General features: G+C 38.3%; 18 protein-coding genes. 12 read left to right on the top strand and 6 right to left on the bottom strand.

What is annotated here, in order from left to right; genetic code table 11:
• Positions 1–110: 110 nt before the first annotated feature.
• The 4 genes from HCK02_RS11000 to HCK02_RS11015 all read right to left on the bottom strand — a co-directional run bounded on the left by HCK02_RS11000 (position 111) and on the right by HCK02_RS11015 (position 3,326).
• Positions 111–743, bottom strand: a complete 633-nt coding sequence (locus tag HCK02_RS11000; protein WP_167630161.1) for a DUF5105 domain-containing protein — start codon at positions 741–743, stop codon at positions 111–113.
• Between the two features lie 9 nt (positions 744–752).
• Entirely contained in the window at positions 753–1,331 is a 579-nt protein-coding gene (locus tag HCK02_RS11005; protein WP_167630162.1) for a hypothetical protein, read from the bottom strand.
• 23 nt (positions 1,332–1,354) lie between these two features.
• Entirely contained in the window at positions 1,355–2,404 is a 1,050-nt protein-coding gene (locus HCK02_RS11010) for a glucosaminidase domain-containing protein (protein WP_167630163.1), read from the bottom strand.
• An 82-nt stretch (positions 2,405–2,486) separates the two neighbouring features.
• On the bottom strand, positions 2,487–3,326 hold the full coding sequence (locus HCK02_RS11015; RefSeq protein WP_167630164.1) for a YusW family protein: 840 nt from the start codon (positions 3,324–3,326) through the stop codon (positions 2,487–2,489).
• 220 nt (positions 3,327–3,546) lie between these two features.
• On the opposite strand from HCK02_RS11015, the gene HCK02_RS11020 reads away from it, so the two are divergent.
• The 6 genes from HCK02_RS11020 (at position 3,547) to HCK02_RS14055 (ending at position 8,044) form a co-directional block, all read left to right on the top strand.
• On the top strand, positions 3,547–3,876 hold the full coding sequence (locus tag HCK02_RS11020; RefSeq protein ID WP_167630165.1) for a PadR family transcriptional regulator: 330 nt from the start codon (positions 3,547–3,549) through the stop codon (positions 3,874–3,876).
• The gene (locus tag HCK02_RS11025) at positions 3,869–4,351 is read left to right on the top strand and encodes a DUF1700 domain-containing protein (protein WP_167630166.1); all 483 of its coding nucleotides are present in this window, start codon (positions 3,869–3,871) and stop codon (positions 4,349–4,351) included. Before HCK02_RS11020 ends, HCK02_RS11025 begins: the two co-directional genes overlap by 8 nt.
• A complete protein-coding gene (locus tag HCK02_RS11030; RefSeq protein ID WP_167630167.1) occupies positions 4,348–5,433 on the top strand; it encodes a DUF4097 family beta strand repeat-containing protein in 1,086 nt (361 codons plus the stop codon). The genes HCK02_RS11025 and HCK02_RS11030 overlap by 4 nt, the downstream gene beginning before the upstream one ends.
• 213 nt (positions 5,434–5,646) lie before the next feature.
• The gene (locus HCK02_RS11035; protein WP_115752802.1) at positions 5,647–5,880 is read left to right on the top strand and encodes a FeoA family protein; all 234 of its coding nucleotides are present in this window, start codon (positions 5,647–5,649) and stop codon (positions 5,878–5,880) included.
• Entirely contained in the window at positions 5,870–7,864 is a 1,995-nt protein-coding gene (gene feoB, locus HCK02_RS11040) for a ferrous iron transport protein B (RefSeq protein WP_167630168.1), read from the top strand. The genes HCK02_RS11035 and feoB overlap by 11 nt, the downstream gene beginning before the upstream one ends.
• 15 nt (positions 7,865–7,879) lie before the next feature.
• Positions 7,880–8,044 carry a FeoB-associated Cys-rich membrane protein gene (locus HCK02_RS14055; RefSeq protein WP_167630169.1) on the top strand — a complete coding sequence of 55 codons (165 nt, stop codon included), beginning with the start codon at positions 7,880–7,882 and terminating at the stop codon, positions 8,042–8,044.
• Between the two features lie 38 nt (positions 8,045–8,082).
• On the opposite strand, the gene HCK02_RS11050 is transcribed toward HCK02_RS14055, so the two are convergent.
• Positions 8,083–8,313, bottom strand: coding sequence for a helix-turn-helix domain-containing protein (locus HCK02_RS11050; RefSeq protein WP_167630177.1), 231 nt, complete (start codon positions 8,311–8,313; stop codon positions 8,083–8,085).
• A 126-nt stretch (positions 8,314–8,439) separates the two neighbouring features.
• On the opposite strand from HCK02_RS11050, the gene HCK02_RS11055 reads away from it, so the two are divergent.
• From HCK02_RS11055 to HCK02_RS11075, 5 genes are all read left to right on the top strand, one after another.
• Positions 8,440–9,171 carry an NADPH-dependent oxidoreductase gene (locus HCK02_RS11055; RefSeq protein WP_167630170.1) on the top strand — a complete coding sequence of 244 codons (732 nt, stop codon included), beginning with the start codon at positions 8,440–8,442 and terminating at the stop codon, positions 9,169–9,171.
• A gap of 72 nt (positions 9,172–9,243) precedes the next feature.
• Positions 9,244–10,206 (top strand): mannose-6-phosphate isomerase, class I, encoded by a 963-nt coding sequence (gene manA / locus HCK02_RS11060; protein WP_167630171.1) that lies wholly within the window; start codon positions 9,244–9,246, stop codon positions 10,204–10,206.
• Positions 10,207–10,373: 167 nt separating this feature from the next.
• Positions 10,374–11,129, top strand: coding sequence for a hydrogen peroxide-dependent heme synthase (hemQ, locus tag HCK02_RS11065; RefSeq protein ID WP_167630172.1), 756 nt, complete (start codon positions 10,374–10,376; stop codon positions 11,127–11,129).
• Between the two features lie 233 nt (positions 11,130–11,362).
• Positions 11,363–12,130 (top strand): ABC transporter ATP-binding protein, encoded by a 768-nt coding sequence (locus HCK02_RS11070; RefSeq protein ID WP_167630173.1) that lies wholly within the window; start codon positions 11,363–11,365, stop codon positions 12,128–12,130.
• On the top strand, positions 12,117–14,063 hold the full coding sequence (locus HCK02_RS11075; RefSeq protein WP_167630174.1) for an ABC transporter permease: 1,947 nt from the start codon (positions 12,117–12,119) through the stop codon (positions 14,061–14,063). The genes HCK02_RS11070 and HCK02_RS11075 overlap by 14 nt, the downstream gene beginning before the upstream one ends.
• An 84-nt stretch (positions 14,064–14,147) precedes the next feature.
• On the opposite strand, the gene HCK02_RS11080 is transcribed toward HCK02_RS11075, so the two are convergent.
• On the bottom strand, positions 14,148–14,435 hold the full coding sequence (locus HCK02_RS11080; RefSeq protein WP_167630175.1) for a DUF3116 family protein: 288 nt from the start codon (positions 14,433–14,435) through the stop codon (positions 14,148–14,150).
• A 238-nt stretch (positions 14,436–14,673) separates the two neighbouring features.
• On the opposite strand from HCK02_RS11080, the gene HCK02_RS11085 reads away from it, so the two are divergent.
• Positions 14,674–14,961: an SDR family NAD(P)-dependent oxidoreductase gene (locus tag HCK02_RS11085; protein WP_167630176.1), complete on the top strand. Its 288-nt coding sequence runs from the start codon at positions 14,674–14,676 to the stop codon at positions 14,959–14,961.
• Positions 14,962–14,974: the final 13 nt, after the last annotated feature.

The raw sequence follows: 14,974 nt of genomic DNA on the forward strand, positions 1-14,974 counted from the left end.
TTTATGTATGTTCTATCACAAGTATATCTAAAAAAAGACTGTAAACAAAGTTTTTCACTACTTTGTCTACAGTCTGAGGGACTTTTTCAATTTAAGTCCCTTTCTTTCTCTTACAAGCCAAATGCAGCGTATATTTTTTCAAAGAATTCCGTTTCGTTTTCGATTTGCCATTTTTCGTGATTATCATCATCACGTTTTAAGCGAAGCGTCACTTTGGTTTCTTTTTTCTTAGCTGGACTATTTAAATACATGTACTCAAGCATTTCAAAGCTTGTTTGATTAACCAGTTTTTTCATATCTTCATCTGTGCTATCAGCCGTGATTTTGGACTCCACATTTTTGACCAGTTCATCCGTTTTTGCTTGTACCGCTTTGTCGTTTAAATCAAGCCCTTTCACTTTAACTGAAACGACAGCTTCTTTATTGCTTTCCTTAACAACATCAACCTTATAACTGGTTGTTTTCTTAAGATGCGCAATAAATTTTTGGTTCAGTTGCAAGATTTTTTCTTTGTCAATTCCATTAAGCTTGTTTTCAACAGATGTCACAAATTCATTTTCATTTTCTTTTTGGATACGTGTATCATCAAGTCCATAAATTTCTTGCAATTCTGGAACATCTTTTTGATAAATATAGCTATCTACAAGTGCTTTTGCCGATAGATCTGCCTTTTCCGGATGACTACAACTGGCTAGCAGAAGAATCGAAGCACATAAAATACTGAAAAAAATACCTTTTCTCATTTGCTCCTCCTATTGATGACTTCGATTATAATTTTTCTTGTCTTGGATGATTTTTTGACGTTCAGAATCTGAAAGGTTAGGATCTCCCAACTTTTCCCCGTATTCTCGGTTTTTCTCTCCAATTTCACGTCCTTTTTGACTAGCGCTAGTTGTTGCATCTGTCCCAGAATTAGAGCTCTCTCCGCTGTTTGGAGCACTACTTTTCGCTTGAGACGCTTGGCTGGAACCTTTCGAAGTTTGATTCCCACCAACCGATGGAGCACTCTCCTTGCGAGATGAGTTGTCTTGTTTCGTTTGATTGTTATTTTCAGCGGCAGCTATCTGCGCACGTTTTTGCTCAGCAATTTGTTTTGCTTCTGCTTGTTTTTTTGCGACTTCCTGTTTTTTCACAGCCACTTTTTCCGTATGAACTGCTTTTACTTTTGACTCTACTCGTGAACGAATTGAATCAATTCTTGCTTGAATAGCCTCTTGTTGAACTTTTGAAAAACTAGAAAGTGGAGCTGCTTGGACGGGCTCAGTTTGACCTATCCCAAAAAAGATTCCTGCTGTTAATACTAAAAGCCACATTCTTTTCTTGCTTTTCATGATGTTTTCCTCCTAAATTATAATTATTTTAACCAATAGTCTGGCGTATAAAACACCTTTTTTCTATTTGGATAATATGCACTTTTAAGTCCATTTTTAGATGGGTAATGGCGTAAAGAAGTTCTTGGATTATAAGTAAACAAACTTCCCCCATTCAGTCGTGTCGAATCCCACCAAATCGAAAAAGCCTTCACTGTTCCAGAAAATTTATCTGTTCCTTTAACAGGCTTTAACCCAACTACCATGGAATGATAAATATATCCATTTACCCATTTTCCATTTACTTGGACACTTGTTTTATACCAATACGGAGAATATTTCCTTACCTGAATTTTTGTCCCCGTTCGCCACATTCGAAGTGGATTTCTGTCATTAAAATTTGTGCTATGTAGAAGTGGGGCTCCGTCCACAACACTTGCTTTTATACTATTTGAACTCTGCTCAGTACTAAATGCTTCTTTATCCCAAGCATCCAGTTTGTACTGCTTGACTAGCGAAATCAACTTATTTGCATATTGTGGATCGGTTGCGTAACCATCTTGCTGTAATCTTTTTGCAACCAATTGATAGTCTTTTACACCAACAATATTTTTGTAACGTGACTTCTGTAAAAATTCGCCATGATCTTCCATGCTCATATTCTTATTAGGATATTTACGAAACTTAGCTTGAATTTTAACCCATTTCCCATTTTGATATTCCAGTGTGGGCATCATAATATACTGACCCTTAAAATCTCCCTTTACTCCAAACAAATTATGTGCTTGTGTTGCAAGTTCAGATTTCCCCCATCCACTTTCAAGAATAGCTTGCGCACTTGTAATAGAAGGTAATATCTTATATTTTTCCCATCCACTAATAGACCCTTGCTTAACGCTTGCTAAAAAGGCTGATGTATTTGTCACAGCACGCGCTTCTCGAGACTCAGATGTAGGATAATAGCCAGGACCAAGTTCACTATTTGGTTTTAAAGTAGCCATTTGATTTCCTGCTGCAAAAGCAGATTGGTAAGAGAGTATAGACGAGAATGCTAAACAGCAAGTAAGCAAACTGATGATAAGTAATTTTTTCATTTTTTCTCCTTTTAAAAAAAATGACTCGATCGATTAAATCGAGTCATTTTCATTCGTGTATCTATTTTAAAGATTGAATAGCTTATTTAATTTTAAATTCAAATTCGGATTTGTTAGGGAATTCTACTTCATATTGGAATTTCTTGAAGTTGTTTTTTAGTTTAAGCTCGCCAAGTACGTGAGTTACAATTTGATTTTTGTTTGTTGAATTCATATCGAAGTCAGCAAAAATTCCTTCAATGATACTTTGCGCTTTCGCACCTTTCACTTTTTCACCAGTGAATTCATTTTCATATTCTGCTTCTACTTTACCATTTTTCTTCACTTCATATTGTAATTCAACATCAAAGTTTTTATACTCAATTTCAACATCAAGATCTTTAACTGCTAATTTTCCTGTAGAAGGCTTAACAGATTCATTGTTGTTACCAGAGTTATCTTCTGTGTCATCGCCTGGTTCAACAATTGTTCCGTTATCATTGTTGTCTTCATCTACCACGTTTCCGCCAGTGTACTCAGAACCAAAGTTAATTTGCTCGTTCCAAGTTTTATCTAGATAAATTACTTTCAAGCTCACATTGTCTTTTGCCGCAATCTCACGCAAGATTCCTTTTAATTGATTCGTATAAGCGCTAACGCGTTGTGCAATTTTCGATGCTTGAGCGTTTGTATAACCCGCATCTGCCCAAGTTGCAGCCTCTGTCAATTTGTTGTAAACCTTGTCCACATTTCCTGCAGTTAGTGAAACGCCTGTTAGTGTTTGCAAATCAGATTTGCTGAAAGTCTTGATTGTTTTGTAAGCGTCTTGATAAATAACGTTCCCTTCTACGCTTGCTGCTTCCGATACTACTGGTGCAAGTGTTGCTACCCCCATTGTAAGAGCTAGCCCTGTTGCTGCTGTAACCTTAACTAGTTTGTTCATAATTGTATTTCTCCTTTATGGTTTTATAGTTTGCATAGTATTGTTTTATCTATACTAGCTAAATTAACTATAACTTGAACTCTTAAAAACGTCAACCTTTTTCTACTATTTTTTTTATAATAGTGAATTAGCAATTGCCTTAAAGCATTGATAATGCTATACTTATACCTACTTAAACTAATATAAAAAAATGAATAGTATTTCGCAGGAGGAATAAAGAATGCGTCCAACCGCTCAATTTAAAAAAGGCGTTTTAGACATTTGCGTGTTGTACTTATTGCAATACAGTGATCAATACGGGTACGACCTCACACAAAAAGTAAACAAACACATCCCGATTACTGAAGGTGCGCTGTATCCTTCTTTGCGACGACTTGTAAAAGACGGGTTTTGTTCGACTTATTTGCAAGAGTCACCGAACGGTCCTTCAAGAAAGTATTACCATATTACAAATACTGGTAGAGTTTATTTGCAAGATATGCTTCAAGAATGGGACCATTTTGTTACAAGTTTTCAAGACTTACGAGAGGAAGCTGATCAACATGGATAAGCAAAAATTTTTAAAAGAATTGGATAAAGCTGCTTCGGGGCTTCCAAAAGAAGAACGTGAAGAGCTTCTACAATACTATGATGAATATTTAACTAATGCCTTATTAGAAGAAAAAAGCGAAGAAACGATTCGCCAAGAAATTGGTTCTCCAGCTCAAATCGCGGGTGCTTTTATAGAAGCAAGTAGTGAAGAAAAAATTGAAAAAAAGGCTTATAAACGGATGGCAAGACTGGGCTGGTTAAAGCGAACAAGCACCTCTTTATGGTTTGCTTTTCTAGCTTGTCTCCTCCTGCTTTTCTTTTTAGGGGGAATTGCAAGTATTGTTTTTCTCGGAATTGACGTTATTTTGTTCCAGCAAATTCATGTTTTTCAAATTTTTATGGCACTCCTTTGCGCAGGAATCAGCTACTTAGCCTTTTTAGTGCTTAAAATTCTCTACAAATTCTATCTTACTCGAAAAGGAAGATTTTCATGAAAAAACAATTTGGAATAGCATTTATACTTATTTTTGTTGGGTTTATTGGCTTAATAATCTGTTTCGTAGCCAAAAATAGTCAGGATATTGGACAAAGCTATCATAAAGAGTGGATTCTTTCAGCAAATCAAATTAAAAATCTGCAGATAACTAGTGAAAAAGATATAGATTTGCGTGTTAAGCAAACTTTAGATAATAAAGTTAGCCTTCAAATAGAAGGAAAAATGGCAAAAGCTGAAACGAAAGAACTGAAAGCGATCAAAGGAACAAAAGATGCCTTTCACTTAACGATCGGAACGAATCACACTTGGCTTGAAAAATGGCATCACCCGCACTACGGCGTTCAAAAAGTGACGTTATGGATTCCTGAAAGCGTCTCGCTTGGAAAATTGAAAGTAGATTTAAATAAAGCTAATGTGCGCTTAGATAATGTACAAGGCGAAAAACTGGCGATTACGCTTTATGACGGAGAAGTAGTTGGCTCTCGTGGTCAGTTTGATGAAACTGAAATTGACACGGATAAGAGTTTGACCAATTTAAGTTACTGGGATAGCAATATCTCGATGTTTGCTAAAACTGGCGATCAATTTCTGAAAGATTCATCTGGCAAATTTACGGTACAAAATCAGTCAGGGATGTCTCAGGTTCATCGCCATAAAGGCACCAAAGGCGAAATTCTTAACCTCTCAGGAAAAGTGATCACAACGGACTCTCATTTGGATCAGCTAACCGTTAATTCAAGCAAAGGAACAGAAGTGATTCAAGGGCTACACGGTAAGCTTCTTCTAAGTACCAAAAAAGGGAAAAGCATCTTACGTAATAATTACGGCGATCAAATTGTGCGCACTGAGGATGGCATCATCATTGTTGGGCAGACTCATTTGATGCAAAAAATGGATGTGCAAAGTAAAAGCGGTTTGATTAAACTGACTTTAAATAAGGATTATCAAAAACAGCCTATTACGATCAACGCCCCACTTGGTTCTGTTCAGTCCGATTTTCACTGGCAAACCAAACAAAAAAATGCTCGAGTCGAGTTAAAAACAACCAAAGGCGAAATTAAAGTGATTCAAGAAGAATAAGGATAGCTTAGTAAAAACTGCGTGGTCTTCGGACGGCGCAGTTTTTTTAGTGGCACAAATTGTTGTAGCCTCTCTTTCAGTTCTTGTCCAATCAGGGTTTCTACTATTTTTTCAAAATCTCTATAAAAATTCTTCATCTTTTGCGACTTTCGTGATAAAATGAACTTGACTGATAATGATTCTCAGTAGATAGGCAACATAGGAGGAAAAGATATGCAACTGAACGAAGCAGCTGTTGGCGATCATGTGACGATCACACATTTAAATATCTCGAGTGACTTGCTTAAAAAACGGCTTCTCGCACTTGGGTGTGTTGAGGGTTGTGAACTTTGTATCAAACAAAAAGGCTTTTTCCGCGGTCCCTGTACTTTTGAAACAAAGGGCCAACACATCAGTATCAGAAATTGTGATGCCTGCGAAATCATGGTAGAACTGCATGGAAAATAGCAGATACTGTTTGCTCGGTAACCCTAACACGGGAAAAACGTCGTTATTTAATGCGCTCACGGGTTCTTATGAATACGTTGGCAACTGGAGCGGCGTCACGGTTGAGAAAAAAGTGGGTACACTTCGTGAGAAAAAAGGAAAACTCGTCGATTTACCCGGCGTTTATGATTTAAACCCGATTTCACGTGATGAAAGTGTCGTTGCACGTTTTTTATATGAAGAGTCGTTTGATTCGATACTCAATATTGTGGATGCTTCGCAAATTGAACGCAATTTGAATTTGACGGTGGAATTGCTCGAATACGGAGCTCCGGTTGTGATGGGACTTAATATGGTGGATGTGGCTCTTTCGCGAGGCATTAAGATTGATATTCCTCGTCTTGCGCGGATACTTAAAATTCCTGTTCTTCCTGTGATTGCACGTGCTGGCAAAGGGACAGACGATTTGCTTGCGGCACTTACAGAAACGCATCCCGCTCCTCAAAAAGCGCTTCTTTTAGAATATGGAGATTTAGTGGATGAAGCTATTTCTGAACTTTCTCAGTTATTCGCTCAAATTCGCGTAAAAAAAGAACGGCGCTGGCTCGCTCTTCAATTTTTAAGTCAAAATCCCGTTATTCATGAAAAATTGCAAGAAGAAGCTTTCTATCAACAAGCGGAACAAATTCGCCTCGATGCGGAACAAAAACTAGGCGTGTCGCTTGCAGAACATATTCATAAAGTTCGTTCTGCTTTTATTGCTGATATCACGCTCGAAGCGGTTAGCTATACTAAAAAAGCGCACCTTCCTTTTTCCGATAAGCTCGATAAAATTGTGACGCATCGTTTTCTTGGTATCCCAATTTTTCTTGCGATCATGTGGCTTGTTTTTCAAACCACTTTTGCTTGGGTCGGAACGCCTATTTCTGACTGGCTTGATGGTCTCATTAATGGACCTTTCAAAGAAGGCGTCGCAAACTTCCTTACTTCGATCGGAGTGGTTGATTTCTTAGTCAAACTTGTAACGGATGGTATCATTGCTGGTGTTGGTGGCGTGCTTGTCTTTATTCCTCAAATCCTGATTATCTTCTTTTTTATTTCATTATTGGAAGATTCAGGTTATATGGCGCGTATCGCCGTTGTCATGGACCGAATCATGGAGCTATTCGGGTTAAACGGAAAATCCTTCATCCCGATGATTATCGGATTTGGTTGTAATGTGCCAGGGATCATGGCTGCTCGTTCTATCGAAGAATCCAAGGAACGCATGATTACCATTTTGATTACACCCTTTATGTCTTGTTCTGCGCGACTGCCTGTTTATGCGTTATTCGCAGGTGTTTTCTTCGCCAAATACCAAGCGCTTGTTGTCTTGTCGCTTTATGTCATCGGAATCATCATGGCGCTTCTCGTGACTAAGATTCTATCCAAAACGATTTTAAAAAATGAAAACTCCGTATTCGTAGTCGAGCTTCCCCCTTACCGCATCCCTTCGCTTCGCACTTTGTGGCGAAGTACTTGGGAAAAAGGGAAAGGATTTCTGAAAAAAGCAGGTACCTTTATCTTTGCAGGTTCCGTACTGATTTGGTTGCTTAACTATGCGGGCCCTAGTGGTTTTGACGTGCCGATGGGTGAAAGTTTTCTAGCTAAAATCGGCGGGTTTATCGCACCGCTTCTTGCACCACTAGGTTTTGGAACTTGGCAAGCTGGAGCCACATTAATTCCGGGTTTTCTTGCAAAAGAAGTCATTATCTCCACCATGGCCATTATCTATTCAGTGAGCGAAAATAGCTTAACGCAAATCGTCACACAGTTTTATACGCCGCTATCCGCTTACGCTTTTATGTTATTTATTTTACTTTATATTCCTTGCCTCGCTACCGTTGCGGCGATCCGAAAAGAAACTTCTTCTTGGAAATGGACCATTTTTGCGGTCATTTATCCGCTTGCAACAGCTTACGTGCTCACGCTGATTTTTTACCAAGTAGGACGTTTATTTTTCTAAGAAAGGACGACAAAAATGCTTACTCTTTTACTAAATCTCTTTCTTGGCACACTGATTTTTGGATACACGGTCTATGCGCTCATTCGCTATATAAAACGAAGCAAGAAAGGCAAGTGTGCCGCATGCGAACTTGAAGAGACTTGTGAACATGAAACAACTCTCCCTGATCATCTAAAATAAGCCAAAAACCGGAATTTCGCTCAAAGCGAAATTCCGGTTTATTTATCATAAGGACGGTATTTGTCACGAAGAGCCGTTTGCCTTTCTCGCCGAGCTTCCAAATCAATTCGGTGAAAGAGCATCATTTTCCCCTTCTTGCTGCTTGCGATCTTGTTGCGCTTAGCCAGTGACAGAAGCGCTTGCTTGGAAATGCCTAAAAACGCTGCAGCTTCTTCTGTTGTAAAAAATGTTTCATTTAACCAATTTCGGTCTTTTTCTTGCGGATTCATTTCCATACGAGCACCTCTTCTCTTTTCTAGTTTAGAAAAATCAACCGTTTTTTTCAAGTAACTTAATTAACAGGCGGATGAAAAAACGCTATACTTAAAGAAAATAAGTAGATGAGGTGACTAGCTTTGAATCCAGTTATTAATCAAATGATAAACCATCGTTCCATTCGTTCTTATAAAACGGATGCACCTATTCCTGAAGAAAAGCTTGATCAAATTATTCGAGCTGCGCAAAGTGCGCCTTCTTGGATCAATGGGCAACATTATTCAATTATTGGTGTAAAAGATAAAGCTCGCAAGCAAAAACTAGCGGAGTATACGAAAAATCCATATGTTGCCGATTGTTCCGTTTTTTTGGTTTTTGTTGGGGATTTTTATCGTGTTGAACTTGCTAGTGAAAAACATCAAAAATATTTCACAACAAAGTCCGAAGAAGATCTATTGTTGATTGCTTCTGTGGATATTGGACTTGCTTGTCAAAATGCACTAACGGCTGCTGAAAGCTTGGGATACGGAACTGTTTGTATTGGTGGGATTCGGCGCCATATTTCAGAAGTAGCAGAATTTCTTGGCCTTCCTGAGATGACCATTCCAATTGTCGGACTTTGCATCGGGGTTCCCGACCAAGATCCGCCTGTAAAGCCGCGCTTACCTAAAGAAGCGGTTTATTTCGAGGAAGTCTATCAATCTGATACGTTGCCGCTTCTCGAAGCTTATGATGAAACAATCATTCCATATTCGAAACGAGAAGGCGGAATGAGCTACACCGAACGAATGGCCAATTTTTATGATAAACCTTACTATCATGGGATTACGGATTTTTTGAGAAAGCAGGGATTCTTAAAGGGTTCCAAGTAGCTTTTTTGTGAAAGTTAGTATATACTTTTATTCGAAAATGAGCTTTAAATGCTCAACTTTGGAGGTTTAGCGATGGAAAAGGAAGCATTATTTTTGAAACCAGTTTTTCAGGAACGCATTTGGGGCGGCACGAAGTTGCATGATTATTTTGGATATCAAATTCCAACGGATAAAACGGGAGAAGATTGGGCCATTTCGGCTCATCCAAATGGTCCTTCTACGATAAAAAATGGAACGTATCAAGGAGAAACTTTGGATGAACTTTGGAAAACGCATCCGGAGCTTTTTGGGAATCCAAGTGAAGCTGTTTTTCCACTTCTAACTAAAATTTTAGATGCCAATACGGATCTTTCTGTGCAAGTGCATCCCGATGATGCTTACGCGAAGGTGCATGAAAATGGCGAACTTGGGAAAACGGAATGTTGGTATATTATCGACTGCGCTGAAGATGCGGAAATTGTTTATGGCCACAATGCGGAATCAAAAGAAGCATTTACTGAGATGGTTCAAAACGGGGAATGGGATAAATTACTTCGCAAAGTGAAAATTAAGCCGGGAGACTTTTATTATGTGCCAAGTGGGACGATTCATGCGCTTGGAACCGGGACGCTTGTTTTAGAGACCCAACAAAGTTCAGATACGACTTATCGCGTGTATGACTATGATCGTACGGATAAAGATGGAAATAAACGCGAGCTCCATCTTGAAAAGGCCATTGATGTCACGACTATTCCACATGTGGATGCCAAATTAGATATCCAAACGGTTGAACGAGATCACGCTAAGATTACCACTTTTGTTTCCAATTCATTTTTCAGTGTGTATAAATGGGAAATAAATGGCAAGGCTTCCTTTGAAAAAACGGCGCCTTACACGCTTGTCAGTATTTTAGATGGCGAGGCGGAACTGATCGTTCACGGGAAATCGGAACGAATCCAAAAAGGAGATCACTTTATTTTACCTTATGAGGTGACCGACTGGACCATTGATGGAAATATTACAGCGATCGCTTCAACACCTCCTCTTCACCATTAATTTTTAGGCTCCTCTTCGGGGGAGTTTTTTTATGCGCACAGTTTTGCTTAGCCTTTTTCATTCCAGTAGCCTGACCGCGGGTTCCAGTTCATGAAAAAAGACTTTTGCCCTTGAAGTGTGATAAAATTAACGTTAAGTGAAATAAGATACATAAAGGAGTGTTCGACATGAATGAAGCTGTAAAAACGCTAGACGGCTGGTACTGCCTACATGATTTTCGCTCGGTAGATTGGACGAGCTGGCGCGAACTTTCGGAAGCAGAACGGTCGCGGATTTTAACGGAATTTAGTAAATTTCTTTCCGAACTTGAATTAACGAAAAATATTGGTGAAGGCGAGCAAACTTTTTACTCGATCGTTGGTCAAAAAGCAGATTTTGTCTTTTTCTTGCTTCGCCCAACACTTGAAGATATCAATGCAATTGAAAATCGCTTTAACAAACTCGAAATTGCGGATTTCTTAATTCCAACTTATTCGTATGTTTCGGTTGTGGAATTAAGCAATTATTTAGCGGCACATATGGCTGGTGACGAAAATCCTTACGAAAACAAGCATGTTCGTGCTAGGCTTTATCCAGAGTTACCGCCAAAAAAACATATTTGTTTCTACCCAATGAACAAAAAACGCGAAGGCAACGATAACTGGTATATGCTCGACATGGAAGAGCGTCGTCGGATGATTCGTGATCACGGTTCAATCGGTCGAACTTATGCGGGTAAAGTTAGCCAAATCATCGGCGGTTCAATCGGTTTAGATGATTATGAATGGGGCGTCACTTTATTTGCAGATGACGCGCTAGACTTCAAGCGAATCGTCACAGAAATGCGTTTTGATGAAACAAGTGCACGTTTCGGCGAGTTTGGTGCTTTTTTCGTGGGCAACCTCCTTCCACTGGAAGAAATTGAAGCTTTCTTTAGAATCTAAAATCAAACAGGCAAGAACCCGCAGTGGGACTTGCCTGTTTTTATGTATTTTGCCGAGCCTAGTTAGGCATTGCCAGACGGTTCTTTTTTACGCTACAATAGAGCCGTTGCAACTTCTTTGTCCTAAGATGACGAATTTGTAAGGCTGATTAGCTATTTTGTCATCTTGTAAGCAGGCAAATTTGTCCTATTTATCGTAAACTAAAGGTGGAGTATTTTAAAGGAGGAAGAGTTATGGAACCCGTTTTAGAAACCAAACATGTTCGCAAAGTGTACGGAAGTAAAGGAAATGTCTATACTGCGCTTTCTAACATCAGTCTAGAGATATACGAAGGCGAATTTGTTGGAATCATGGGTCCTTCTGGTGCTGGAAAGTCAACTTTGCTGAATGTCCTCTCGACAATCGATAATCCTACATCTGGCGAAGTGAAAATTGCTGGCCATGATCTGGAAGAGATGAATGAACAAGAAATGTCTCTTTTCAGACGAGAACAACTTGGTTTTATTTTCCAAGATTATAATTTGCTTGATACGCTCTCGATTCGAGAAAATATTATTTTACCACTCGCGCTTGAAAAACGACCAGTAGCTGAAATTGAAGCAGCCGTTGAGCGAATTAGTGATGTTTTTTCCATTCGTTCTATTTTAGATAAATATCCAACTGAGGTTTCTGGAGGGCAAAAACAGCGCACTGCCGCGAGCCGAGCAATCATCGCGAATCCACGTCTTATTTTTGCAGATGAACCCACAGGGGCACTGGATTCCAAATCCGCTGCTGATTTACTGGAAAGCCTGCGAGACCTTAATGAAAACGAAAAGGCAACCATTCTCATGGTAACACATGATGCTTTTGCAGCTAGCTTTTGTAAACGCATTTTGTTTATTACAGATGGCGAGATTTATACTGAAATTTATCGAGGCTCTAAATCTCGTAAAGAATTCTTTCAAAAGATTTTGGATATCTTAGCAAAACTTGGAGGCAATGTGAATGACATTATTTGATCTTGCCAAAAAAAATGTCAAACATAATTTCATTCATTATTTTCTTTACTTTGCTTCGATGAGTTTTTCCATTATGATTTACTACATGTTTGTCATGCTTTCGAAAGACCCAACGATTGCTCATCGCATTAATCGTTCGGATAAGCTTAGCGTGGTTTTTTCAGCTGCTTCTATTATTCTACTTGCTTTTATTGCGATCTTTATTTTATTTTCAAATAATTTTTTCATGCGTAGACGAAAAAAAGAAATTGGTCTTTATTCCTTGTTAGGCCTTCGAAAAGGACAAATTGGGCGAATGCTTTTTTATGAAAATTTCATCATGGGAATCGGCGCTTTGATCGTTGGCATCATCTTAGGAAGCTTTTTATCCAAACTTTTTGTCGCCATCTTGCTTAACATGATGGATGACCGTGTTTTAAGCACCTTTGTATTTTCTTGGGACGCCGTTATCAATACTAGCATTATCTTTGTACTTATCACTTTTTTCACTTCACTCCTAGGCTTTCAGATTATCTATCAGCACTCGTTGCTTGATTTGTTCTATTCAGAGCGAAAACGCGAAAAAGCACTAAAACCTTCTCTATTTCTATCAATTTTATCGCTTAGTCTAATTGGTTTAGGGTATTTCATCGCCTTACAACCACTTGGAACTGAAAATTCCATTTGGGCAAGAATTGGACTTGGCTACACTGTCATTTTAATTTTATTTCTCACAATTCTTGGTACGGCTTTGTTCATTGCTTTTTTCTTACCTTACTTACTAAAAAAAGTTCGGATCGCGAAGCACTCTTTCTATCGTGGAATGAATCTCATAACCAATTCGCAACTATCTTCTCGAATTCTTTCAAACACGAAAACGCTGTCAATCATCGCGATACTGAGTGCGATTACGATATCTGCAATCGGCGCATTGGGAAGTCTCTATTACAATGCAAACCAAACTGCTAAAAACGAAATTATAACCGCATTTGAATATACCAAGCCTGAAGACGATGAAATAGCAAAAAAAATAATCGCTGCTGCACATTCAGATCTCACGCACCCTGTCACGTTCCAACAAGAGACATCCGTTTATGAAATACATCCAATTACAACAGATAAAAAAATTCCACCTGTTCTTTCATTTGATGGGAAAAATTATCTGGCTATTAGTCAAACAGACTATACGCGACTCTATAAGGATATTTATCCTAAACGCACACCGCCTACTTTTAAACCTGGTGAAGCGCTAATCACGTATCCTTCTTATTTTAATCTTGATAATGAAACACTTAGTCGTGAACCCAAAAACTTAAAATTTAAATTGAGTGATAAAACAGTTGGTTTCACTATTCACTATAGTAACCAAATTGTAATTCAATCTTTATATTCTGCCACGGTGATTTTACCTGATGAAGTACTTACCCAATTAAATATAAAGCCAATGAGAGAAGTTGTTTCGATTAACGTGCGTGATGCAAAAACTGCAGAAACGATAAGCGAACGAATGGATAAACGCTTTCCAGAAAGAGACTCTTTGCTAAGCTATCCAGCCATTTACCGCACAATGATGAATACCTCTGGCGTACTCATGTTTATTGGTATGTTCATTGGTCTTGTCTTTCTCGCTGCAACCGGTAGTATTATTTATTTCAAACAACTAACAGAAGCTTATAATGACCGTGAGACTTATGAGATACTCAAAAAAATCGGCGTAACTCGCAAAGAAATCCGTTTCAGTATCGCAAGGCAAATTCTGGTTATCTTCTTGATTCCCCTTGTACTCGGAATTGCTCATAGCAACGTAGCACTGCTTTGTCTTGCTAAATTGCTTGAGGTTGATCTCACCTTCCCTGTTTTCGTTTCAACGGTTAGCTACACGATCATGTATATCATTTATTATCTGCTGACCGTAAACAGTTACACCACCATCGTGATTGGAAAAAACAGATAAAAAATCTCTCCAAATTGTCGCCCACGCGATAATTTGGAGAGATATAAAAAAGCAGAAAGCTAGCTTCTCCCACACCATTTCCCCTCAAAAATCTTTTTGAAACCCCATTCGTTCGAGTTGCCAATACAATAATTTCCCCTTGTCCGTAATCAAATACGTTTTCTTGGATTTAATAAACGGTTGTTTGCGAATCACAAAACCTTTCCACTCTAGCCAGTAAATCGTATGTAAGAGTTCATTACGAGAAGGAAAGTTTTTATCGTAATTTTTTAGCGCATCAAACCGCTCCTCTTGGAAGTTAACGAAATAAAAATTGGGATCATATACATAGTTCAATGTGATCCACTTTAACTTTTCTGTTGGTTCCTTCAAAATGCGCTCACCCTAATATGCTTGATTTAATCTTATTATAGCAAAGCAAGCCGCTAAAAGGAATTTTTGTTTAGGCAAAAGTTTGTTGTGGTGGACTTTGAGTAAAAATTGCTCAAATCAAGAAAATAGATCTTCTTTTCTCCTATTTTTCAAAAAAGACTTGCAATTTTGAGAGAATCCCCTATAATTAATGTCTAGACATTCATGTCTAGACATTAATAAAAAAGGTGGTATTCTTATGAATCGTTATACACTCATTACTGGTGCTTCATCAGGTATTGGCGAGGCATTTTCAACTTATTATGCTAGCCAAAAAGAAAACTTAGTTTTAGTCGCACGTTCTAAAGAAAAATTAGAAAAGATGAAAGCGAAATATCAGAAAAAATTTAAAATCGACGTAAAAATTTTAAACTTTGATCTCACACAAGAAAACGCTCCGCAAGAAATCTTCCAAACCATAAAAAGTCTAGTGGTAATAAGTCAAGCTGAACTTTTAAATTATTTTCAAGGAAAAACTAATTTTTGAGCGCACTGAACTA

Origin of the sequence: Listeria valentina (assembly GCF_011800755.1) — a bacterium.
GTDB lineage: Bacteria > Bacillota > Bacilli > Lactobacillales > Listeriaceae > Listeria > Listeria valentina.